This is a genomic window from Enterococcus sp. DIV0183 (assembly GCF_050541505.1).
GTDB classification, from domain to species: domain Bacteria; phylum Bacillota; class Bacilli; order Lactobacillales; family Enterococcaceae; genus Enterococcus; species Enterococcus faecalis.
On sequence record NZ_CP172932.1, the window covers coordinates 1,793,231 to 1,817,850 of the forward strand.

Below are 24,620 nucleotides of genomic sequence, written 5' to 3' on the forward strand. Positions count from 1 at the left end.
TTTTTCAAATAACTTGAAATTTTTCATCAAAAAATCGCATTTCTAACTAAAAAACGTGTCCAAGCAAAAAGCTCAGACACGTTTTTTTGATTTCTATTTAATCTTGCTCACGTTGTTTTCTCTTGGCTGCTCGTTCTGCGCGGCGGGCAGCCCTTCTTGCTTCCGCTTCCGGATCAACTACGCGTTCCTTTTTCACTCGTGGCTTCTCGTTCTCTGGCGCAGTTATTTCTGGTTCACTTTGTTTTTCAAGTTTTGCTCGAATTTTTTCTTCTTGACCAGCTAAACGAGCATAATTATAGAACCGTCTCTTAGCATCATTAATTGTTTTATTAAATAACAATTCCGCTGTATCTGGTTGACTAGATTCTAAGGATGCAAAGCGAACTTGTTGGCGCATAAACTCTTTCATTAATGAAAAATCTGGTTTTTTGAAATCCAATGTCATTGGTTCTTTGCCCTTTTCTCGCAATAATGGATTATAGCGATATAAAGACCAGTAACCTGAATGAACCGCGTCTTTCGCTTCTTTCAACGTTTGACTCATCCCACCTGCTAAACCATGTGTAATACATGGTGTATAAGCAATAATAATCGATGGTCCAGGGAATTTTTCTGCTTCTTCAAAAGCTTTAATCGTCTGCATTTGGTTTGCACCTGAGGCAATTTGAGCGACATAGACATTTTCATAAGTCATTGCCATCATCCCTAAATCTTTTTTAGAGGCATACTTCCCACTGGCAGCAAATTTCGCAATCGCTGATGCCGGAGTTGCTTTGGAAGTTTGGCCACCTGTATTGGAATAGACTTCATTATCTAGAACTAACATATTTACATCCGCGCCACTAGCTAACACGTGGTCAATACCGCCGTAGCCAATATCGTAAGCCCAGCCGTCTCCACCAATCATCCACTGACTTGGTTTAACAAAAAGATCTTGATCGTCATAAATTGCTTCCAATAAAGGTTGATTCGTTTTTTCTTCAAGCAAAGCTGCACGTAATTTAGCTGCACGTTGTTGCGTACCTTCACTTTCGGACAGATGTGCTATCCAATCTTCCATCAATAAACGTAAAGAATCACTGGCTACAGAAAAAGCTTTGGTCATTTTACTAGCTAAACGTTCGCGACGCGCTTGCGTTGCTAACAACATGCCGTAACCAAACTCGGCATTATCCTCTAAAAGAGAATTTGACCAAGCTGGACCTTGTCCTTGTTCATTAGTAGTGTAAGGTGTCACACCCGCTGCAGCACCCCAAATCGATGAGCAACCTGTTGCATTAGCAATCAGCATTCGGTCACCAAACATTTGCGTCAATAATTTAACATAAGGCGTTTCGCCGCAACCAGAACAAGCACCAGAAAACTCTAATAAAGGTTTATTAAATTGCGAACCTAAAACAGTATTCGGTTTTGCTGGGTTTTCCTTTTGACGTAACGTCATAGCAAACGCCCAGTTCATAGCCTGCTCTTTTTCTTCTTCATAAGGTTTCATTACTAAAGCTTTCCCTTTAGCTGGACAGGCTTCAACACAAAGACCACAGCCAGTACAATCTTTGACTGAGACTTGGATACGATACTTCAAGCCGTCGGCACCACGTAAATCACGCACAATGAATCCTTCTGGCGCTTCAGTCATTTCTTCTTCATCGGCTAAGAATGGTCGTATCGCCGCATGGGGACATACAAAGGCACACTCATTACACATAGTACATCGATTGCTAATCCACTCAGGTACTTCTAATGCAACTCCACGTTTTTCAACTGCCGCAGTTCCCAAAGGCATCCGCCCATCTGTCATCCCATTTTTCGCTAGTGTCGCAACAGATAACGCATTCCCTTCTTGACGATTAATCGGTTCAACAATTTCATGAACAAAATCACTAACATTTTCTGAACGTTTTCGCGGTTGAACTTCAAGCGTTCTCCACTCTGCTGGAACAGGTACCTGATGCAACAATTCAACGGTCTTATCGATTGCTTGAATATTTTTTTCGACAACTTTCATGGACTTATGACCATAACTTTTCAGTGCTTCTTCTTTTAAAATTGGCAACACTTGCTCAAAAGGCATAATTTGCGCTAATTTGAAGAAAGCTGTTTCCATTGCGGTATTAATTCGCCCACCTAGTCCGACTTCACTAGCTAATTTCACTGCATTGATTGTATAAAACTGAATCTCATTTTCAGCTAGATACCGTTTTAATTGATTGGGTAAAAATCGTGCTAGTTGTTCATCATTCCAAATGGTATTTAAGAGGAAAGTCCCGCCTTTTTTTAACCCTTGTACTAAATCATAGGTATGCAAATAAGCGGCCGTATGACAGGCCACAAAATCAGAATGTTCAATGAGGTACGTTGAACGAATAGGCGTCTCGCCAAAACGTAAATGAGAAACGGTCAACCCGCCTGATTTTTTTGAATCATAATAGAAAAAGCCTTGCGCATACTTGTCTGTATGATCACCGATAATCTTAATCGCTGACTTGTTCGCTCCTACTGTCCCATCAGAACCAAAGCCCCAAAATTTAGCTTGATAGGTTTTCGGATTCGTCAAATCAAGTGGTTTGCCAACTTCTAATGAAGTATAAGTTAAATCATCATCAATCCCAATTGTAAAGCGCTTCTTCATGGCAGAACGTTCTTTCATTAATTCATCAAAAACCGCAACAATTTGATTTGGCAGTACATCTTTAGAACCTAACCCATAGCGCCCACCAATAATTGTTGGGCGAATGTCCGCTTCATACATCGCACTTTGGACATCCAATAATAACGGTTCACCACCAGCACCGGGCTCTTTCGTCCGATCCAAGACAGCAATTGCTTTAACTGATTGAGGTACTTTTTCGAGAAATGTTTCAACTGGAAATGGTCGATAAAGATGGACATTAAGGAAGCCAACTTTTCTTCCCTGTTCTTGTAAATAATCAACCGTCTGTTCAATTGTTTGCGCAACTGAACCCATTGTAACAATCACTTCTTCTGCATCTTCTGCGCCATAATACGTCACTAAATCATAATTGGTTCCCCGTAACCGGTTAATTTCTGTCATATATTTTTGAACAATACCAGGTAATTTTTCATAATAAGGATTTATTGTTTCTCGTTGTTGAAAGTGAATATCTGGATTTTGGTTCATTCCACTAACGGAAGGGTGATTCGGGTTCATGCTCCGACGACGAAATTCGGCTAATTTCTCTTGATTTACTAAGGGTGCTAATTCTTCATAGTCAAGAACTGCCACTTTTTGAATTTCATGACTTGTTCTAAAGCCATCAAAAAAGTTCATAAATGGAACACTCGCTTCAATCGAAGCTAAGTGAGCCACTGGTGCCAAATCCATCACTTCTTGTACACTGCTTTCTGACAACATAGCAAAGCCTGTTTGGCGTGCGGCCATTACGTCTCCTTGATCACCAAAAATATTTAAAGCATTCGTAGTTAAAGCTCGGCTCGCCACATGAAAAACAGATGGTAATAGTTCTCCAGCTATTTTGTACATATTAGGAATCATTAAAAGTAACCCTTGTGAAGCCGTATAGGTCGTGGTAAGCGCGCCTGTTTTTAAAGAGCCATGGACCACGCCGGCAGCACCAGCTTCCGATTGCATTTCGACTACTTTCACAGGTTGACCAAAGATATTTTTCTTACCTTCGGCCGACCACTGATCAACAAGTTCAGCCATCGTTGAACTTGGTGTTATTGGATAAATGGCTGCTAATTCTGTAAAAGCATAGGAAATATAAGCTGCTGCTGCATTCCCATCCATTGTTTTCATTTTCCGCATGTTTTTCTCATCCTTTATATCTAAAAAATAGAATAGTTGCACGCATATTCTTGTTTATTATAGCGGAATTTCACAAATTTTGAAAGATTTTGTCAATTTTTTTGCTTAAAAATAAAAGAGAAATTGAGAAAAACCCCCTTTTTCCCCTATAAACAAACTATTTCACTGAATTAAAATTACTTTATTTTGTGAAATAGAAATTATCTATTCATTCACAAACTAAAGAACGAAAGAGGAAGATAAGCGTTTCGACTTATCTTCCTCTTTCTAAACATTAAGATTATTAAAAGTAACGGCTTTTAGTACAACTCCAAATATTGTTCTCTTTCCCATTCAGAAACGGTTTGACGGAAGGCTGCCCATTCCATTCGTTTCGCTTCTACAAAATTGGCAAAAATATGACGACCTAATGCATCAATCATTACTTGATCTTTACGTAATTCTTTGATGGCATTGTGTAAGGTTGATGGCAAATCTTCAATTTGTGCATGTTGACGTTCTTCCTCATTCATCACATAAATGTTACGATCAACCGCTGGCGGTGGCGTAAGTTCATTACGAATACCATCCAAACCTGCTTGTAATAAGACAGCCATTGTTAAATACGGATTCGCTGAAGGATCGACAGAACGTAATTCTAAACGAGTCGATAAACCACGAGATTCAGGAACTCGAATGAGTGGTGAACGATTTCTGCCGCTCCAAGCTACATAAACAGGTGCTTCATAACCTGGTACCAAGCGTTTATAAGAGTTCACTGTTGGGTTACATACCGCAGTATAGGCACGGGCATGTTTTAATAAACCACCTAAGAAATGATACGCAGTTTGGCTTAAGCCCATCTCTCCTGACTCGTCATAAAAAACATTACCTTCTTCATTAAATAATGACATATTGCAGTGCATACCAGAACCATTAATTCCAAACAAAGGTTTTGGCATAAATGTTGCATGCAAGCCATGTTTACGCGCAATAGTTTTCACAACTAATTTGAACGTTTGAATATTGTCACAAGCATCAACTACATCAGCATATTTAAAGTCAATTTCATGTTGACCAGGTGCTACTTCATGATGTGAAGCTTCCACTTCAAAGCCTAAACTTTCTAACTCTAAAACAATATCACGGCGACAATTTTCACCTAAATCGGTTGGTGCAAAATCAAAATAGCCACCTTTATCATTCAAGTCAGTGGTAATTTCACCATTCTCATCTAATTTAAATAGGAAAAATTCTGGTTCTGGTCCTAAGTTAAAAGAAGTAAAGCCTAATTCTTTCATATCTGCTAAGGCGCGTTTTAAATTACCGCGGGGATCTCCGGCAAAAGGGGTACCATCAGGATTGTAAATATCACAAATTAAGCGCGCAACTTTTCCATGGTCGCTTTCCCACGGAAAAATCATCCATGTAGATAGGTCAGGGTATAAATACATGTCACTTTCTTCGATACGAACGAATCCTTCAATGGATGACCCATCAAACATCATTTTATTATCTAATACTTTATCTAGCTGACTCACAGGAACTTCAACATTTTTAATTGTTCCCATAATGTCGGTAAACATTAGTCGTAAAAAACGTACGTTTTCCTCTTCTGCAATATGTTTAATCTCTTCTGCCGTTTTGGCTTTTCTTGTCATCGGTCTGATCCCCATCCTTCATTTTTATTGGCTGCTGAAACGTTAAAGCCTTGGTACATTCGATTGGAACGGATTTTGCTGAGTAAGTCCTCCTTGCGAAAGGATTTCGTCGTATAAAATCTGACGAACATCTGCATCGGTTAACGGACGAGTTGCCTCGGCGGTGTTTTTTTGTTCCTCTAATTTCATTTCATACACACGCTTAATCCCTGCCATGTTCAATCCATCAGATAAATAATCTTTAATTTCTAACAAAACATCAATATCATTTAAAGAATACATGCGTCGGTTGCCCTCACTACGTTCTGGATGAATCAATCCCTGTTCTTCATAGTAGCGAATTTGTCGAGCGGTCAAATCCGTTAGTTTCATAACTGTACCAATTGGAAAAACTGACATGGAACGGCGTAACTCTTTTTCTCTCATCTCCATCCTCCTCTCTTAGTTATTTCTTAGAATAACAATAGAATGACAAATTGTCAAGAACTTATGTTAGATTTTCTAACATAAAACAAAAAACCTGATAAATATGGACTTTTCCATCTTTTCACGGCTGATTTTCTCCTACTAATCAAAAAAATAGAAATGATTTGTTTTTACAAATCATTTCTAATCAACTTACCATTTTTTATTCTTTTTCGGATTCAGCCAACCATTTAGACTTTTTTTTCGCAAAGCCTTTCACGATATACCGATTTTCATTTTCAGCATATTCTTCTGAAATCATTAGTGTCATCCGGCGAAGTTCACTTAATAGTTGTCCGTCAGTTGGGCTAATTTCTAATTGATAAGGCTCGAGTAATTCCATCATTTGGGCACGGATAGCTTGAACCAGTCGTTCTTTATCTTCAGAAATTTTAGTTGAGATCAATACATTGGGAAATAAGGTTGGGACAAATTCTTTACTGTCCACTTGATCTCTTTTATTATAAACCGTCAAGCACGGAATATTTTCCAACGCTAATTCTTTCATCAATGTTTGAACTGTGCGTTCATGTTGTAAACGATCTGGCGCACTTGCATCCACCACATGGAGCAGTAAATCCATCGTCCGACTTTCTTCCAATGTCGACTGAAAGGCTTCAATCAGCTGTGTTGGTAAATCTTGAATGAAGCCAACCGTATCGGTCAGCGTAACTTCCATGCCTTGAGGCAATTGCCATTTTTTGGTTAAAGGATCTAACGTTGCAAACAATTGATCCTCTGAATAAGTTCCTGCTGTTGTCAACATGTTGAGAATAGTTGATTTGCCAGCATTGGTATAACCAATCAAGCCAATTTGAAATAGTTCTGAATTTTGTCTTTTCTGGCGGCTTCGTTCACGATGAGCAGTGACTTCTTTTAACTCACGACGGATGCCTAAGATTTTATTCCGAATGTGGCGGCGGTCCGACTCTAATTTCGTTTCACCAGGCCCGCGTGTCCCAATACCTCCTCCAAGTCGGGACAACTGTTTTCCTTGGCCAGCCAAGCGAGGCAATAAATAATCCAATTGTGCTAATTCAACTTGTAACTTTCCTTCTTTGGAGCGCGCACGCAAAGCAAAGATATCCAAAATTAATTGTACACGATCAATTACTCGTACAGCTAACGCTTCAGATAACAGTTGATTTTGACGCGGTGTGAGCTCATGATTAAAAATCACAAGATCCGCTTCATAGGCATCTGTTAATTGAATTAATTCTTCCAATTTCCCCTTACCGATTACGGTTTGTCGATCGACTTGTGGTCGTTTTTGCGTTAAAACAAACACCACTTCTCCATTAGCGGTTTCCGTTAAATTCGCCAGTTCTTCCATTGATGCAGAAAATGTCTGATAATTTTTTTCCGTTTCAACTCCTACTAGAATCACTTTTTCATGAGTGGTCATCGCCTACTCACTCTCCTTCTGTTGTAGCCATTCCGCTACTTCTTTTTCCAACTTGGGCAAATCTGTTGGCTGCTGAACCAAATTCCACCAATGCGCAGCCATTCGATTTCTAAACCAAGTCAATTGACGTTTGGCATATCGCCGCGATTGCTGTTTGACTGTTTCAACCGCCATCTCTAATGATTGTTCACCAGAAAAATACGGGAAAAATTCTTTATAGCCAATACCTTGAGCTGCTTGTGCATGTGGTTGCTGAAACATCTGTTTTGCTTCTTCCAACAGCCCTTCTGTCATCATTTGATCCACCCGCTGATTAATACGCTCATACAATAAAGCGCGATCTGTTTCCAAACCTAACAAATAATAATCATAGAGACGAGCTGGTTTTTCCTTCGGGGTCAAAATACTATAACCGGTTTTATCAAAGACCTCTAACGCACGAATCACTTTTTTGCGATTATTAAAATGGATGCTGTTAGCCGCTAGAGGATCCTTTTGTTGTAATAACAGCCATAAGGCTTGATTCCCTTTTTCTTCCGCAAATAAATTGTACGTTTCTCTAATTTCAGGCGAGTCATCTATCTCACGACTTCCTAGTTGAAAATCATAAAGGAGTGATTGAATATACAAACCTGTTCCTCCAACGATAATTGGTAGTTTCCCTTTTTCAGTAATTTCTTTGATTTTTTGACGACCCTCTTTCTGAAAATCAGCGGCAGAATATGTTTCGCTGACTTCACGGCAATCAATTAAATAGTGAGGAATTCCTTCTTTTTCTGTTTCTGTGACTTTAGCGGTGCCAATGTCTAACGAGCGATAAACTTGCATGGAGTCACCGCTAATAATTTCACCATTAAATTTTTTTGCTAAAGCAATACTTAATGCTGTTTTCCCCACCGCAGTGGGTCCTACAATAACTAATACTTTCTCCAATTATGTTTCTCCTTCTTCTTGCCAATTTTGACGAGCAAATTTTGCTTCCTCAGGAAAATCTGTATGAACGCCTGCCAATTTTAGCTGAAAACAATTTTCCATTTCTTCCATCCGATTAACAGTCCACGGCCGCAGCGGTTTGCCAATTGCGATAAGTTCTTTTTCATGAGCCAACACCCAAGACATTTTTGGATGTAAACTATCGACAAGCGCGAATGCCGGTCCCGCTTGACTTAAATCCTCTGCAGATTCATAAATAAAGGCAATTTCTGTCTTAGGATCAGCTTTTTTTAATTTAACTAAACTTGGAAAATAAAAACTGGAATATAAATAACGAAACGGCCAGTTTTTTTGCTTCATTTGTTGGACGACTTTTTTCTCAATTCCTTCATAATGGATAATATCGGTTTTAAGTTCAATATTCAAAAAACCATTGAATTGTTCTTCTACAAGACAATTTAAAACATCTTCCAATGTTGGAACACATTGAACAGAAGGATTTTTCTGAAACCAGCTTCCAGCATCTAGTTGTTTTAATTCGTTTAATGTTAACTGTTGGATTTCACCATGACCATCTGTCGTACGATCCACTGTTTCATCATGCATAACGATTAAATAACCATCTTTAGATAGGTGAACGTCTAATTCAATTCCTTCAGCACCAACACGAACAGCCTCTCTGAAAGCAATACACGTATTTTCAGGATGGGTGCCTTTACTTCCTCGATGTGCAATAATATCTGTCATGCTCTCACTCCAATCTTGTTTATTGTACCATTGGAGTGAGATGGGTTCAAATAATGTAGAAAAAAGAAGCCTCTCACAAATGAGGGGCTTCTTTTTAAGATATAACAACTAACGCATTCCTGGAGCATTTTTTTCTGTAATATCAAAATTTACCGAATCAATAACTTTGTTAGTATTACTATCAATAATCACAAAGTTCAAACCTTTTTTATTTCTAGACATTTCTGTATCATTTATTTTTACAGAAGCAAATGTTTGATTTTCATAATTAGTATAACTTGAGAATACATCATAATTTAAAGCTTCAATTTTACCAGTTAGTCTCGATAATTCTGCATTTGTTTCAACTGTTTTATTATCTTTTGAAATCACTGCACTTAAAGTCCACGCATTGTTACCTTCGAATTTTACGTCTACCCCTAAGTCTTTTAAAAGCGACTCTTCCGCTTGTGAAAGATAGACTTGATTACCATAACCACTTAATAAAATAGTATATTGCGTATCAATTAATTTTTGTAAATAATCATTAAGATTAAAAATATTCATCAACTCTGGGTTACCATTTCTATATATATTGTCCCAATCTTTTTCTGAAACACTTCGCACAGACTCCAAGCCGTAATATTTTGCAACAGAACGATTAACTTGTGCATCTGAATTAGTTTTTACATGCGATAAATGATTAGAATAAGCTGAATATTTTGTTGTATTACTATATGATATATCTGGAAACACAGGATTGATATTTCCTTTTTTCTCTTGCTCAACTAAATAACTATATTGTTTTGTCAAATCTAATTTTGACAAGAATACATCACTTACACCAACCATTACGTTCATGAAGAATGTACATACCAAAATCACATACAAAACACTGTAAATTGGAGAAAACCTGATATTTACTTTATAATTTGGCAGTGACATAGAAAAAGCGATAATCAAGAATAATACGGCTCCATAATATGAACGTCCGTAATCTAATGCTGCTGGAGAGATGGCTAAAACTAGCATAGTAGCCATTCCAGAAATAAAATATACAACACTTAGGTATACTCTTTTTTTATCTTGACTAATATAAGCATATAAAACAAGCAACAAGATCAGTATCAATAAAAATAATGATAAGTGTTCTTTCATTTGCTCAAATATTGTAATAATTCCTGTCATTAATTTTCTTGGTAAAGACCAAGTACTCCTAGCAAAATAAGTAGCGCGAATCTTATTTCCTGGTGCTAAAGCCATTAACGCTAAACCTATAGTATTACCAGCAACACCCGTAAACATCCATAAAGAAAGTTTTCGTTTTGTATAAAACTGCCAGCCAAGATACCCTAAAACGATAAGCAAAGCTCCTCCAGAGGTATTTTCATTACACCAACCAGCCAAAATTCCTAAAGCAAACATCAAAAAAATCATTAATTTTGTTTTCGTAAAGACGTGTTCTTCAATGATTTCTCTATGATACACATAAAGGAACGAAAGAATAATTAAACTTCCCCAAAGATAATTAGCTGAGCCTGTCTCCCACAAAAACACTTCTCCAAAGGCTGGGGTAAACAACCAAAATAGCACTTGAATAATAATAAATCTAAATGAATTATACTTTTTATCTTGCTTTTGTAAAGTAAGTCTATAAACTAAATATGTTACTATTGTGTATGCCAAAGCATTAAAAACATTAAAAATCCCTTTTGGTAACAATAAAAATATTCTTGCAATTACATGGACCACTGAACGTCCTGTCCATGTCATGTATTGATTGTATTCATCTATAAGTATCGTCATCCAACTTTTCGTTTTATAAAGGTATTCATAGTCATCTGCAAGTAATGGTGTTAAATTATTTAAAGTAAGCATCACCAAAAATGTAATAATAATTGAGCATATAAATATCTTCTTTTTATTCAATTTAACTTTCATCTCTGCTTACCTTCCGCTTTTAGTTCATACTTAACATATTTATCCAAACCAGATTGAATACTATATTTCGGTTCATAACCAATGGCACGTAATTTAGATATATCCGCTAAGGAATCTTTGATGTCCCCAGCTCGCGCTTCTTTGTATTCAACTGGCAAAGTGACTTTCATAATATCATTTAAAGAAGAAATTAACTCATTTAAATCGGTTGCTTTCCCAGTCCCGACATTATACACTTCCCCAAGTGATTGGTCAGAATGAGCGACAAGATTCAATGCTTGAACCACGTCCTCAACAAAGACAAAATCACGAGATTGTTTTCCATCGCCAAAGATATTGAATGTCACTTCTTGATTGGCTAATAAGCGTTTGTAAGAGTCCATCACAATCGAAATAACGCCAGAATAAGGCGAATTAGGGTTTTGGTTTGGCCCATAAACGTTAAAGAAGCGAACAGCGCTTGTTGGAACATCATATAAATGACAATAGTTTAACACATATTTTTCAGAAGCAAATTTATCCACAGCATAAGGCGTTAACGGACGAATTACTGATTCTTCCTGTTTTGGTAAAGTTGGCTCATCGCCGTAAACCGCTGCAGAAGAAGCAAACACCAAACGTTTTAAATCTTTCTGGTATTTCCGAATTAATTCCAGTAATTGTAACACACTCTCAAAATTCACTTGGTGTGTTTCCACTGGACGTGCTACTGAGTCTGCTACACTAGCAATCGCGGCTAAGTGAAAAATGTAATCGAACTGATACTCTTGTAATACTTTTTCCATTAATTGTTGATCAGTCACGCTACCTTCAATGAACGTGATGTTTTCAGATGCGTTTAAATTTTCAGTTTGGCCCATTGATAAATCATCAATGACCACAACTTGATTGTCTTTACTATAATAATTTGCTAAGGTTGAGCCGATAAAGCCGGCGCCGCCTGTGATTAAAAAGTTCCTCAAGTTTCCCACTCCAATTAAAATAATACATTAATTTTACCATTTTTAGGTGTCAAAGACTACAGTTTGTTTTTTCAATAAAAAAGGAGAGAAAATAACTTTCTCAACCTTTTACTAAATATTTTAAATTCTTTGCGTTATTTACAAAGCTCTTATGAATGAATAAGAAATAGATAATATACACAATTGCATAAGAAATGAAACTATAAATACTACCGCCAAACCAAAGATTACTAAAGATAAACAATAATGTAACCAACGTTTCCAATGCAGTGCTATTTCCTATTTTAATATTCATATCTTTGCATAGAAAAATTTCCGCTAAATTACAACGAAATGCTAAACTTACTAATATCAATCCAACAGTTAAATTCAAGTTCCCAACAACGAAAATCACAAACAACGATAAGATTAACGACAAGGCAAGTGTCAATACGTTAACAAATAAAATTGTTTTTTCTTTTCTCAACGTTTTTAAATACGTGTTAATTAGTAAAGACATCCGGCCTTCATAAATAACTATAGGAAATAGAATTCCCATAAATTTCAAACTCTCGCTATATTCGGGTAACCACATACCTAAAACAAATTTGACGGGTACATATAACAGCAGAATTGCATACGTCAACGGAACAAAAACACCTCTTAATGTGACAAATAAAGACGGCAATCGCTCTTTATTTGTCCGTCTTAACAACGGAAACATTACAATTCCAACAGCATTAATAAAAGTTAAAAACATATTTGATAAACTTAAAGTAAAGGACAATTTACCAAAGGTTTCGATTGTCCAACGCTGTTGAACAAAAAAGCGAATGGTTCCCATTATTAGCATACTTGCTATACTACTGAGCATTAGTTTACTACCTATGTTAATATTATCAACTATTTCAGGAGTAACTTCCTTCAAACTCATCATGTTCACACGCAACATGTCTTTAACTCTAAACATTCCCCAAACCGTAATAATCAGTTTAGAAAGTATATCCATAATGATTAGCCAATAAAAATCTCGTCCTCCTAATGCAAAGTAAATTGCAATGAACAGGACATATAAATAGCGATCATTTCTGGATAATTGAGCATATTCCTTAATACGATTTGTTGACTGAAAAACATACAGAATAAACGTTTTTGCAATTGTAATTACTGAAACAATGGCCGTCAATATCAAAATAATCCCTTGATATTCTTTCGGCATGAAAAAGTAAGCCCAAAGAATGACAAAAGCAGAAATACAACATTCAAAAATCGCTAAATACCAGAATTGAGAACCGAGATTTCTTTTATCTAAATTTTCGTATTCTTCTCCCCCAATTTTTAAATAGATACCATCAATCCAGCCTAAGTGGAGAAATCCAACATATGAAGAATAAAAAACATAAAGTTGCCAATAACTGTATTCTGTAACGCCTAACAACTTAGGGACAAATAAATTTAAGAGAACCGAAATACCCAACGTTGCAAAATTTGCAGCCACAGTATAATAAAGGTTTTTAGCCACCATTTTTGCTTTTGAATTCATAGCATTATGCTCACTTTCTAATTTTATATTTCATGATATGGTAGATATCTGTGCTAAAATAAAACTTGTGATGATACTTAAAAAAGGCACATAGAATCGGGATTATTTTTTTTCTTTCTAATAAAGAAACTCGCATATTCAACTCTTTAATCAAATTTGAAAGAACTTTGTCTTTATATTCAAATTCTTCAACATGTGGTTGATTATTTAAATAATTCTTTGCAGCCTCTGTACGCTGTAATCTCCGGCGTAAAGTATTCAATCTTTCCTCAAAGTGATTTTGTTTCTTAGCTAAATCAATTTCTTTTTTAAAGGAACTTTGTCCATGTTTACGCCATCTAATTAATTCTTCCCTAACAATATAGAGCCCATCACTTAATAAAGAACTTCCCCACATCGCCATATCATGTACAGGATTTTCCATTTCAGATGCGTATAGATTAACATTGGCAATGAAGCTCTTTCTAATTGCATATACACATCCCGGGCGACGTAAAAATAAATTGTTCTCATTAAATATAATCTGTTCTGCTTTTTGATTAGGCAATTTAACTGAATCAATTTTTTTTAATTCCTCTGCTAATCCCCCAGGTTCTACTAATTCAGTATAATCACTTACTAAAACTTTAACATCAGTGTTTGCAAAAGCTTCACACATCACTTCAATTTTAGATGCATCCCAAATGTCGTCTTGATCACACGTAAAAACAATTTCTTTAGTAGCAGCATTCAATAGATTAAAGAAATTTTTGCGCCAACCTAAATTTTCCGTGTTGATTTTCAAATGCCACGTTTCACCTAATTTATTTTCAGAAATAAAGTTCTCAATTATTTTAACTGTAGAATCTGTAGAGCAGTCATCCCAAATTAATACTTCATCAATTTTTTTCGACTGATTTTTTAAGGAATCCAACTGTTCTAAGATATTTTTTTCTCCATTATAGGTAGCCATAACAACAGTTGCTGTATATTGCTGCTTCATTTAAGTACGCCTTCTTTCTAAAAAACCTATAAATAATCTTTATTTTTGGTAAAAATCATAGGGATGATGAGTGATTCTTTCTTCTACTGGAGGCATTTCCATATAATCTCCATAACGTAAAGTTAAAAATTGTTTTCGGTTTTTAATGGCCATAAATTTATGTCCTTCAAACTCTACATCCTCATATTCCAAAAACCATTCATTAGGAAATACACCCCAATCTATATGAATCCATTCTAGATAACCACAATGTTTTGTTGCTCCAAATGGGGTTTTTTTTGCCTCTGTTTGATATAAATCACGCCAATATTGATTGTTTCCTACTTTTTTCACTTTAAAATGATTAGGATAACGAGTTATTAATTTTATTAATGCCTTACTAAGATGAAAACTTCGTGCATAGCTTAAACCTAAAGTATCCATTAAGTTTAACCGATACTGTTCCGTTATCTTTCTTAGTTCATTTCTCTCCTTTTGAGTATCAGGGATACCATCAATTGGAAAAATATCTACAAAAACTCCTAAGTCCTTATCTTCTCCACCAAAATATTGTTTGGAATGAGCTACAGTATTAGGATCAACTAACTTTGCAAAAGGATAACGAAAATGTTTCCGTGTTTCAAAAGAAAGTAATTGATAGTTAGAATCGTTTTTAAGGATTTTAATTAACAATTCATAATCTGGCCTTGGCATAACTATATCAATATCATCATCCCAAGGAATAAAACCTTTATGACGTTCTACACCAATCAATGTTCCATAAAACAATGTATAATGCAAGTTGTTAGATCGACAAATATTATCGATATACACTAATATTTCAACAGCCTTCGCCTGAACCTCTTTTAACGTAAGTTTTTGCATGATATTACTCTCCTACTTATATAATAATCAATTGTATAGTAGAAAAAATGAGCATCATTGCTCATTTCCTCTAATCAAATCATTTTCCATGTCAGTGCGATACTGAATTTTACCTAAGTATAACCAAAAGATAACTGTTGCAAAACGTCTTGTTAAAATGACTTCAGTTATCAGTAATCCAGAAATTAAAATGACTAACACAATTTGGTTATCTAACACAAAATCCATATAATTTTTAATTCGAACGCTAAACAGCAATTTAGCAGAGTTAAACATTTTAGATAGCAAGAAAATTAGAAATACAATTGTACCTGAAATCCCTGTAGCTGCTAATAAATAGAAGAAAAAACTATGCGGTGTTTGAGCTGTCTTAGCAATATGAGATTGAGGCAATTTATCTTTAGCTATATCTGCAAAACCTTTTGGAGAAGTGCCAAATATAGGATTTAATTTCATTAAATCTATCGCACTTTGCCAAAGAGCAAATCGACTATTTGAAATATCATCTTTCCCCTCAACATCTGGTCTCTTAGTAGTAATTTTCTTATTTCCTAGAATTTCATTTTCTTTATTATCTAAAACTTTTGGTACTTCAATATTCACTGAATTTGCAGTAGCAATATACCCTTTTTCTATTAACTGTAAGCCCCCGAAAACAATAGCACCACAGAAAAAAGAAACTAATACTGCTTGCACAACTTTTTTTATAACTGCTTTGGATGTATTTTTTTGAAAGAACCAAATTGTAAAGAACATCCCGAAAATTACCATTGAAATCAACTGAATAACTCCTGATCTTGATCCAGACAATGCTACATAACTAAATTGTAGAAAAATCACCATTGCACAAACCACTTTTAACCATTTGCTATTGGTATTAATAAAATTCCGCACGCCAACCAAAATACAAACTAATGAGATGGTACATGCATAGTTAGGCTCCACAAAAACACCATATAATCGATTTTCAAAAAAACCGATTCTCATTCCGTAATACAAAGACTCTACTGGTTTTGAAAAGCTGATTCGCGCAAAAAATAAGTATAACCCAACGATGACTAATGCGGTCCAAACAATTAAAAGTACATACTCAAAAGCTTTAAAAACAGATTTATCATTCGAACGCCCTACTTCGTAAACGGAAAAGAAAAAGATACATTGCCAAATGATCAACTTAATGTTCTCTGAAAAAGCATACGTATGATTAATAAATGTTGTTAAAAATAAAATTCCTATAAAAGCAATTAGCCAGTATTCTATTCTTCTTTGTTTTTTTTCTATAAAAATTGGCAAGAAGTGACATATGAAGTAAACACCTGACAATAGCATAATTATCAAGGTAAATAATGAATCTATTTTTGTTGGTAAAGTCGAATAAATGCTAACCATTCGACAAATTAGAACTAACTCAAAAAAAACAATATATGGTATAGCTATCCTTTTTTCTATTTTTTGCATCTGCTGTGATAAATTAATAATCATCATATCCTCCAATTATTTAAAACAACTTTTAGATTACAACTTGTTAATCTATTGTTTTTTCTATATATTTTCTTTTCAATTTAATTGGTATTTTATAAAAAGGAAGACCAAACATAAGTAAAATCATTGATAGTTTACGACTTTTTGTAAAAACTTTATTTTTCATAATAAAAATAAAGTTTTCCCGAAGATAGCGAACAATTTGTTTCGTTTCTTTTTTCTTCGGAGCATTACTAATCAAAATTTTATCTAATACTAAAAAATTCGCAAAACAAACTCTTTGATGGGCAGCTTCTTCTATAACTGCTCCCTTACCTTTCAATTTAAGTTCATTCTTCTCCCAAGCTTCTATAAACTCAAATTGTTTATCTGAAAATGTTTCTGTATTAATGCTGCCCATTCGATGATAATAGTAATATTTTTGTGTTGAATCAATAGAGACTTTCTGACATTCAGACAACAAATCTACTATAATAAATGAATCTTCATGATACTTTCCTTTAGGATATCTTAGATCCGCAAAGAGTTTTCGTTTATATAACTTATTTACAGCATGTACGGAGATAATATTTCCTTGTAAAATTAACAATAATGCTTCTTCTCTGGAAAAAGTTCCCTGTATTAAACTTTTTACAATTGGCTCTTTCCCCTCATAGACATCATAAATACCACAGATTGATAAATCGGCATCTTCTTTTACGATATTTGTATATAATAGTTCATACATATCATCTGCAATGTAATCATCACTATCTACGAAACCTAAATACTCACCTGTTGCTATTTCAATTCCAGCATTACGAGCATCGCTTAGCCCACCATTTTCTTTATGGATAACTTTTACCCGTTGATCTTGTTCAGCAAACTGATCACACATTGCTCCAGAACTGTCTGGAGAGCCATCGTCCACCAGAATTAATTCAAAGTCAGTAAACGTTTGAGCTAAAATAGAGCGTACACATTTTTCTAAATATTTTTCTACATTGTATACAGGAACAATAATACTAATTTTGGGCATATCAATTTCCGCTACCTTCTAAAATTTTAATTGTATGTTTTAATGGTTCTTCCATACTGTCGTACAGTGGCCGCCAACCTAATGCGTAGATTTTTTGATTGTCTAGTAGTGCTTTTGTTGCTTTAGAAAACCCTTGTTTTTCTTGGGCGGTGGCTTCTCCATGAATCACTTTTGTTCCAGCCACATTGGCTAATGTTTCCGCAAAAGTACGTAACGTAATATCGCAATGTTCGTTTGAAACATTGTAAGCTTCCCCTTTTTGCCCTTTAACTAATAAAAACAGAAGAGCAGATACAATATCTGCAACATATGCATAAGAATATAGTTGGGTCCCTGCACTTTTTAACACAATGTTTTCTTTATGGACTGCATTCATAATAAATTGAGAAGAAGCTTTACTATCCGAAAGTAACATCGTAGGCCCGAAAGTACGACTAATTCTTGGAATAACAACATCAATACCATATTTCTGAATATAGGCTTGACATAATGATTCACTTGCTCTTTTTCCTTCGGGATAACCGGCCCGTAGCGTGTTACAGTCAATATAGCCGCAATAGTCTTCCGTAAATTTATCAAGATCTCCACGATTTTCTCCATAGATTTCAACAGTTGATAAAAATAACACTTTTTCACTATTCGCTTTGACCGCATAATCTAAAATATGCTGCGTACCAGCAATATTGGTCATAATCGTTCCAATTGGATCACTGGCATATGATTTAGGATGTGTATTACTAGCACAATGCAACACATAGTCACAAGCTTCTGCTATCTGAATTTCTTCTGTGACATCTCCGATAACTATATGGAATAACGGATCTTCTAGATAACTAGTAAATCGCTCTTCTAAACGCGACAATGTTCGTCCCATCGCCCAGATCGAAATATTCGCATTTCTCGTTTTATTTTGGTACATAAGCACATCAATTAAAAAGGTCCCAATCATGCCTGAAGCACCAGTTATAAAAACAGATTTATTAGTTACTTTCGTCCAATCTGGTGTCTTCTCTAAAACTCGTTCAACGTCTGATAAATAATTATCGTCTGTAAATAACATGGTATCCCTCCACTACTCTTCTTTCATTTTCAAGAAGCCTTTAAATAACTGTAAGTCATCTTGTGTGGTTAACTTAATGTTTTTATCTGAGCCTAAAGCAAAATGCAGTGTTTCGCCTAAATCCACCATCATAGTATTCGTGTATGACGATTCAGAAATACCAATATTCTCACGGAATGCTTTTTCGTAAGCCCAAGTTAATTTTTCAAATTTATAGGCTTGTGGGGTTGACACGCGACGTAATGTTTCACGATTAATATATTGTCGTGTTGTTTCCTCAGTTTCTTTTACAAAAATTTGTTCATTATATGGCAACGAAGTCACTGCATTTCCGTATTCTTGACACTTAACAATTACATCAGATAAAACTAATTCATCAACTAATGGACGAATCCCGTCATGGATAACAATAGTATCTTCTGGGTTTGAATGTTCTTTTAAGAAATTAACCCCATTGTTAATTGATTCTTGACCAGAATTTCCTCCTGGAATAATCCATTGTAATTTGTCAATATGGTACTCTTTTGCATAGGCATCTAGTGTTTGTTCCCAACCTTTTTTACACACAACTAAGATTCGATCAATGAGTGGATGCTTTTGAAAAGATTCCAATGTGTAGATAATTATCGGTTTTTCCTCTACCATAATAAATTGTTTAGGAATCTCCTGCCCCATTCGTTTACCGACCCCACCGGCAATAATTAAAGCTGTAATCATTTGATACAAAATCCTTTCTCTAACTAGTCAACCACTAGTTTTATTTCAATTTTGTTTAACTTATATATTCATCAACACAGCCAAAACTGCATTCAATCTTTTACATTTTCTCATAACTATCAGTAAGTTTCAATAATTTATCGTAGACCTTAATCGAACTGTAAATATTGGCGGTGTTTTATTTTATATATTTTAATAGTCTTAGGCTTTATCGTATTTCTTTTTTTATTTAGATATTGATTGAATAAAAAGATGATTGTTATGCTTTTCATCAATTTTAACAACACTTTTAGCCCCTTTATAAATAGCGAAAATTTTTGACCAATAAAATCTTTTTCTCTATAAAAAAACACCTTTGTCGAACTCGTATAAAAATAAGTCCAACAAAGATGTCAATATATATATTTAACCTTTCAAATATTCTCTTTACTTTAATAATCAATAAGGTTGTTTATTGGCGGATAGCTTAACCCACTTTTGCTACATACCACTTATTAGCAGTTAAATACCCTTGTTTCGTCTTTAACCTTGGTATACCATTGTTTGTATATTCGATTGCTTCAACTTCAACAATCGTATTCTTCTTAACAGCCTGTCCTTTTTTAGTAAACTCAGTATTATTGTAGAAACAATCATCAATTAAGAGCTTAACTTTTTTTGGATTAGTGATAAAGTAATTGTTATTGGTATTTCCAGCAGCTGTCACATAGTTTTTATTTGCAGTAAGATATCCTCCTTCTGTCTTCAAGCGAGGAACACCTTTAGAGGAATACTCAATGCCCTTAACTGGAACAACAGTCCCAGATGATAAGGTTCTGCTACCATTACGAAACTCTACATCAGTATATAGTTTATCTGACACTCGCATAATAATTTGGTGCGGATTTTCAGTAAAGTAATTATCTGAATTTGATACCAATTTTGTAACATATGATTTGTTAGCAGTTATATAACCTTTGGCAGTCTTTAATCTAGGTAATCCGTTTTCGGTATAATCAACACTTAAAACTTTGATTAATGTATCTTTAGAAACAAACTCACCTTTTTTACTGAAATTTACATCTTGATAATAATAATCATTTGTTTTCATAACTACATACTCTGGATAATCATATAGATAATCTTTGATGTTTGGTACAACTTTTTGGGCATAACTTTTATTCGCTGTTAAATAACCATTTTGGGTAATCAAACGAGGAACTTGATTTTCACGGTATTCGATTCCCACAACAGGAACTAAACTTCCCTTGGAAACAGCCGATCCTTTATATAAGAAGTCTGGATCCCCATAAAAATTATCACTATTTTTCATAATAATTTGCCCTGGATTAACCGTATGATAGTTGGCAATCCAAGATCCAGTAGCTACTACATAGTTCTTGTTAGCCGTGAAATAATACCCATTTGCCGTCTTCAATCTAGGAATTCCTGATTTTGTTTTCTCAATAGCAGTTACTTTTAAAACACCGCCTGCAGTTACTTTATTTGCTTTTGTCTTGAATTCTACATCTTTGTAATAGGTATCTTCATTTCTGGTAATTACTTGCCCAGGATTAGATGTGTAGTAAATATCTTCTAACCCTTTATATTGTTCAACTATATTTTTATTTGCAGTCAAATATCCTTTCGCTGTTTTCAATCGAAATATACCGCTTTGAGTATAAGCTAAATCTTCAACTTCTACTATTGTTCCCTTCGAAACCTTAGACAACCTTTGCTTAAATTCTGGATCAGCATAGAAATAATCATCGCTTTTCAAACGAACTTTTTTAGGATTTGTCGTAAAATACAAATCAATATTGCTTTGTGCCGCTAATACATAATCTTTATTTGCTGTTAAATAACCTTGGTCTGTGACCAATCTAGGAATTCCTGCTGAACTATATTCAATCCCCTTAATGGTAACTAGTGTATTTTTTTTAACTCGCCAACTAGGAGTTCTAAACGCCACATCTTGGTAAAAAGTATCGTCATTTTTCATGATCACTCGACCTGGATTAGTTGTGTAATACTTACTTAAGTCAGGCCCACTACTATTACCCATATTTAAAAAATTACTATAGGTCATGGAAATATCAAACGGACGCCGTTCATAATTAGCTAAACCAGGGAAATACATTTGCGAAGACCATTGCCAAGCACCATGGTCATTATTCCACTGCATGGAACTATCTGGAGTATATGGATATTGCGCTACCCATACTCTGTCTCTTCCGAAGGCGGAGGTGTCGATATAGCCATTTGTTAACCACCATTTGCCAACATACAACGCATCATTTTTATACCCTAGTGCCTTTAATTGCTGGTTAAACGCAACAGAATTAGCATGGGCGTTTCGCCCATTGTTTGTAAGCGTTGGATCTTCCGCATCATTAAACATTATGGTATTTTTATCTAAGCCAGAGTTAGCCGCCGCCTGAGCAAAATATCTTGCTTCATCTTGTGCTGTCGCAGCAGAGACATACATACTATAGTGATATGCTGAAACTTTTAAGCCCGCAGCTTTGGCATTTCTAATTTGGCCCGCAGCATATGGATTAACATACCAAGTTCCTTCTGTCAATTTAACCGAGACACCTGTTACACCATAGCTTTTAATTTTTTGATATTCAGCTACTGAAATGTCTCCATTCCAACTAGAAACGTCAATAAAATTCTTGCCAGGCAAATTAGGATCATTCGCATAGACGTTCGCAACTGTTGCTCGCGCTACCCTAGAAGAAAGGCCGTTTTTCATAGCATATGTTCCTTTTTTATGGTTCGTTCCTTCACGTGCTGCTTCTTGATAATCCGCTTCATCTTGGTCAATGGTCTTTTTTTCTACTTCAGAGCTTTGTGATGCTTCTGTTTTACTATCTGTTGTGTTTGTTTCTGAAACAGAAGAATGTTCTTCCGTTGTACTATTTGTTGAAGAATCAAGAGACTCTTCTTTTGTGCTTGAAGTAGAACTATCTCTTTCAGAGGTATTTTCTTCTGTAACAGAAGATGTATCCTCCGTTGAATTAGTCGTTGTTTCTGACGTAGCTTGAGTGACCAAGCCAGTCTCCCCCGTTGTTTCTGTTTTTACAAGCTCTTCTCCTGATGCAATCACACTAAAACTATTTAATAATACGGTACAAATTAACATACCTGAAATGATTTTTTTCATGAAACTCTCCTTATATATTTAATAATATGTATCTTTCTTAAACACTTGCCATTCGCTCTCGAAAATGTGTATCCTATAACCTTCAACTAATTGTTTTCACATTTTAAAACTAACACCAATTATTATCTCATACCTTTATTTCAAATTCAATTACGCTTTTTTAACATTCCTATATCAATTTTTTACTTTTAAATGGTAAAAAGATGAAAACAGATCTTTAATCGATTGTTTTCATCTTTTATTTATTTTTTAAGATATTCTGTGTACGATTTTTTAGTATCAACAATTAGCGCTTCATGATGGGGTTGGCGATCTTCCTCTGGTGGCAATTGCATATAATCCCCAAAAACCTCTGTTAAGTAGCGCTTGTAGCCCACTGGTATTGGCATTTTTGTATCTTCAAACGGAACAAAAATAGCAGATTTAAAATCTTCCAAATGATAAATATTACCCATGTAGCGTGGTCCGACACATAATTCTGTAACATAAGGAGTGGAGCCGAAGGAATACTTAGTCATCCTTTTTTCAGCAAAGCGCCAAATATGATAGCGAACTTTTTTCGATGGAAAGATATTCAATAATACCCGACTACCCGTTGCTAAAATGCCACCATGTTTTTCTGGTACCACTTGTGAACAGAATAAAGCATAAATTAATGCCCAAATTTTTTGTTTCTTCCTTTGAAAATTTCCTTTTGGCGCACCATCTAAAGGAAAAATATCGATAGGAATACCATGAGGAATCGCTAATCCATCTTGATAGGTTTTAATAAACGTTGTCTGTGCATCCCTAATTGTCATAAATGAATTATGATCATTATAAGTTTTTGAAGCAACTAACAATGGATAACGTTCTGTATCTGCATATTTAGGCCAAAGCACTTTTAATTTTTCATAATCTGGTCTTGGCATAAAGAAATCTAAGTCATCATCCCATGGAATAAAACCTTGACTGCGGATTGCTCCAATACAACCGCCTCCACAAAAATAACAGGTTAGATTATGTTCTTCACAAAAAGCCACAAAATATTTTGACATGCGTAAAACGACTTGTTGAATTTCTACTAATTGCGTCTGTGTTGTTTGTTCCACTTTTCCTTTTCCTCCCTATTCATTCTTTGCATATTTAAATGTTGTATAGAATAAAAAACGCATTAAGTAGAATGAACTTTTAATAACTGAAAACTGTTCATTTTGACGCAAAATTTTCCAAACCCAACTGATTGTATTCCATTTGTTAGAAGATGTAGAGGTGGTTAGCTTACGATAAATGGCTAATTTTTCGTTAATAAAATAGACCGTATTTATTTCTTTCAAAATGTTTAACCAAGTAGCATAGTCTTCATGTTTTAAATCCGGCATTAAATGGCGTTTAAGCAGATTAGATTCGACTACGACTGTTAAGCAGCCGATAGTATTTGTTTTTAAAAGATCTTGATAGGTTTGTGGTCCCTCACTAAAATTACGCTCATGAGTAATGTTGCCATTTTCATTACATACAAAATAAGAACTACATGTAAATAAAAGTTTTTTTTCTTCCATCCACTTGATTTGAACTTCTAATTTATTAGGAAGCCATAAATCATCACTATCTAAAAAGGCAATATATTGTCCCTTTGAAGCTTCAATTCCTTTATTTCTGGTCTTTGCAATGCCCATGTTCTGTTCATTTTTCAGTAAAAAGATTCTTGAATCTTTTTCCATAAAGGCAAGTGCAATATCAATAGAATCATCTTTACTTCCATCATCAATGAGTAATAATTCCCAATTCTGATAGGTTTGTTCCAGAACGCTTTCAATAGATTTTGATAAAAATTTGCCAGCATTGTACATGGGCATAATAATTGAAACAAGTGCTGTTTCCATTTGTTCACTCCTCGTTGCATTTTATGTAAGAATGTAACAGTTTATATTATCGCATAGCTCTTTTATTATTTCAACGTTCCTTGTTTCCAAAAAAAAGTTTGAG

General features: G+C 34.9%; 18 protein-coding genes. All 18 read right to left on the minus strand.

Annotated elements, in window-relative coordinates:
• Positions 1 to 97: 97 nt before the first annotated feature.
• Positions 98 to 3,829: a pyruvate:ferredoxin (flavodoxin) oxidoreductase gene (nifJ, locus tag IGK72_RS08875; protein WP_031323852.1), complete on the minus strand. Its 3,732-nt coding sequence runs from the start codon at positions 3,827 to 3,829 to the stop codon at positions 98 to 100.
• 257 nt (positions 3,830 to 4,086) lie between these two features.
• A complete protein-coding gene (gene glnA / locus IGK72_RS08880) occupies positions 4,087 to 5,427 on the minus strand; it encodes a type I glutamate--ammonia ligase (RefSeq protein WP_002356929.1) in 1,341 nt (446 codons plus the stop codon).
• A gap of 42 nt (positions 5,428 to 5,469) precedes the next feature.
• The gene (locus tag IGK72_RS08885; protein ID WP_002388239.1) at positions 5,470 to 5,853 is read right to left on the minus strand and encodes a MerR family transcriptional regulator; all 384 of its coding nucleotides are present in this window, start codon (positions 5,851 to 5,853) and stop codon (positions 5,470 to 5,472) included.
• A gap of 202 nt (positions 5,854 to 6,055) precedes the next feature.
• The gene (hflX, locus tag IGK72_RS08890) at positions 6,056 to 7,297 is read right to left on the minus strand and encodes a GTPase HflX (protein WP_002379600.1); all 1,242 of its coding nucleotides are present in this window, start codon (positions 7,295 to 7,297) and stop codon (positions 6,056 to 6,058) included.
• 3 nt (positions 7,298 to 7,300) lie between these two features.
• Positions 7,301 to 8,230, minus strand: coding sequence for a tRNA (adenosine(37)-N6)-dimethylallyltransferase MiaA (gene miaA, locus IGK72_RS08895; RefSeq protein WP_002366931.1), 930 nt, complete (start codon positions 8,228 to 8,230; stop codon positions 7,301 to 7,303).
• Entirely contained in the window at positions 8,231 to 8,977 is a 747-nt protein-coding gene (locus tag IGK72_RS08900) for a glycerophosphodiester phosphodiesterase (RefSeq protein WP_002362094.1), read from the minus strand.
• A gap of 108 nt (positions 8,978 to 9,085) precedes the next feature.
• A complete protein-coding gene (locus IGK72_RS08905; RefSeq protein WP_023894495.1) occupies positions 9,086 to 10,897 on the minus strand; it encodes a DUF3329 domain-containing protein in 1,812 nt (603 codons plus the stop codon).
• Complete coding sequence (locus IGK72_RS08910; protein ID WP_002383748.1) at positions 10,894 to 11,868, minus strand: GDP-mannose 4,6-dehydratase; 975 nt, start codon at positions 11,866 to 11,868, stop codon at positions 10,894 to 10,896. Before IGK72_RS08910 ends, IGK72_RS08905 begins: the two co-directional genes overlap by 4 nt.
• A gap of 91 nt (positions 11,869 to 11,959) precedes the next feature.
• A complete protein-coding gene (locus IGK72_RS08915) occupies positions 11,960 to 13,381 on the minus strand; it encodes a lipopolysaccharide biosynthesis protein (protein WP_002380514.1) in 1,422 nt (473 codons plus the stop codon).
• Between the two features lie 10 nt (positions 13,382 to 13,391).
• Entirely contained in the window at positions 13,392 to 14,363 is a 972-nt protein-coding gene (locus tag IGK72_RS08920; protein WP_010820950.1) for a glycosyltransferase family 2 protein, read from the minus strand.
• Positions 14,364 to 14,402: 39 nt separating this feature from the next.
• Positions 14,403 to 15,227 carry a LicD family protein gene (locus IGK72_RS08925; protein WP_002379605.1) on the minus strand — a complete coding sequence of 275 codons (825 nt, stop codon included), beginning with the start codon at positions 15,225 to 15,227 and terminating at the stop codon, positions 14,403 to 14,405.
• Between the two features lie 54 nt (positions 15,228 to 15,281).
• Positions 15,282 to 16,712: an O-antigen ligase family protein gene (locus tag IGK72_RS08930; RefSeq protein WP_002379606.1), complete on the minus strand. Its 1,431-nt coding sequence runs from the start codon at positions 16,710 to 16,712 to the stop codon at positions 15,282 to 15,284.
• 40 nt (positions 16,713 to 16,752) lie between these two features.
• The gene (locus tag IGK72_RS08935) at positions 16,753 to 17,727 is read right to left on the minus strand and encodes a glycosyltransferase family 2 protein (RefSeq protein WP_002383750.1); all 975 of its coding nucleotides are present in this window, start codon (positions 17,725 to 17,727) and stop codon (positions 16,753 to 16,755) included.
• A gap of 1 nt (position 17,728) precedes the next feature.
• Positions 17,729 to 18,787, minus strand: a complete 1,059-nt coding sequence (locus tag IGK72_RS08940; protein WP_002378507.1) for an NAD-dependent epimerase/dehydratase family protein — start codon at positions 18,785 to 18,787, stop codon at positions 17,729 to 17,731.
• 12 nt (positions 18,788 to 18,799) lie between these two features.
• Positions 18,800 to 19,504: an IspD/TarI family cytidylyltransferase gene (locus IGK72_RS08945; protein ID WP_002380521.1), complete on the minus strand. Its 705-nt coding sequence runs from the start codon at positions 19,502 to 19,504 to the stop codon at positions 18,800 to 18,802.
• A 466-nt stretch (positions 19,505 to 19,970) separates the two neighbouring features.
• Entirely contained in the window at positions 19,971 to 22,652 is a 2,682-nt protein-coding gene (locus IGK72_RS08950) for a DUF5776 domain-containing protein (RefSeq protein WP_430619602.1), read from the minus strand.
• Between the two features lie 242 nt (positions 22,653 to 22,894).
• On the minus strand, positions 22,895 to 23,743 hold the full coding sequence (locus IGK72_RS08955) for a LicD family protein (protein WP_002366946.1): 849 nt from the start codon (positions 23,741 to 23,743) through the stop codon (positions 22,895 to 22,897).
• A 15-nt stretch (positions 23,744 to 23,758) separates the two neighbouring features.
• Complete coding sequence (locus tag IGK72_RS08960; RefSeq protein ID WP_002356910.1) at positions 23,759 to 24,517, minus strand: glycosyltransferase family 2 protein; 759 nt, start codon at positions 24,515 to 24,517, stop codon at positions 23,759 to 23,761.
• Between the last annotated feature and the right edge of the window lie 103 nt (positions 24,518 to 24,620).

Bases quoted from the DNA above. Each gene is read 5' to 3' on its own strand.
- glnA (WP_002356929.1), bottom strand. From the start codon at position 5,427: ATGACAAGAAAAGCCAAAACGGCAGAAGAGATTAAACATATTGCAGAA.
- IGK72_RS08960 (WP_002356910.1), bottom strand. From the start codon at position 24,517: ATGGAAACAGCACTTGTTTCAATTATTATGCCCATGTACAATGCTGGC.
- IGK72_RS08900 (WP_002362094.1), bottom strand. From the start codon at position 8,977: ATGACAGATATTATTGCACATCGAGGAAGTAAAGGCACCCATCCTGAA.
- IGK72_RS08945 (WP_002380521.1), bottom strand. From the start codon at position 19,504: ATGATTACAGCTTTAATTATTGCCGGTGGGGTCGGTAAACGAATGGGG.
- hflX (WP_002379600.1), bottom strand. From the start codon at position 7,297: ATGACCACTCATGAAAAAGTGATTCTAGTAGGAGTTGAAACGGAAAAA.
- IGK72_RS08920 (WP_010820950.1), bottom strand. From the start codon at position 14,363: ATGAAGCAGCAATATACAGCAACTGTTGTTATGGCTACCTATAATGGA.
- IGK72_RS08925 (WP_002379605.1), bottom strand. From the start codon at position 15,227: ATGCAAAAACTTACGTTAAAAGAGGTTCAGGCGAAGGCTGTTGAAATA.
- IGK72_RS08935 (WP_002383750.1), bottom strand. From the start codon at position 17,727: ATGCCCAAAATTAGTATTATTGTTCCTGTATACAATGTAGAAAAATAT.
- IGK72_RS08950 (WP_430619602.1), bottom strand. From the start codon at position 22,652: ATGAAAAAAATCATTTCAGGTATGTTAATTTGTACCGTATTATTAAAT.
- IGK72_RS08930 (WP_002379606.1), bottom strand. From the start codon at position 16,712: ATGATGATTATTAATTTATCACAGCAGATGCAAAAAATAGAAAAAAGG.
- IGK72_RS08915 (WP_002380514.1), bottom strand. From the start codon at position 13,381: ATGAATTCAAAAGCAAAAATGGTGGCTAAAAACCTTTATTATACTGTG.
- IGK72_RS08940 (WP_002378507.1), bottom strand. From the start codon at position 18,787: ATGTTATTTACAGACGATAATTATTTATCAGACGTTGAACGAGTTTTA.
- IGK72_RS08885 (WP_002388239.1), bottom strand. From the start codon at position 5,853: ATGAGAGAAAAAGAGTTACGCCGTTCCATGTCAGTTTTTCCAATTGGT.
- IGK72_RS08905 (WP_023894495.1), bottom strand. From the start codon at position 10,897: ATGAAAGTTAAATTGAATAAAAAGAAGATATTTATATGCTCAATTATT.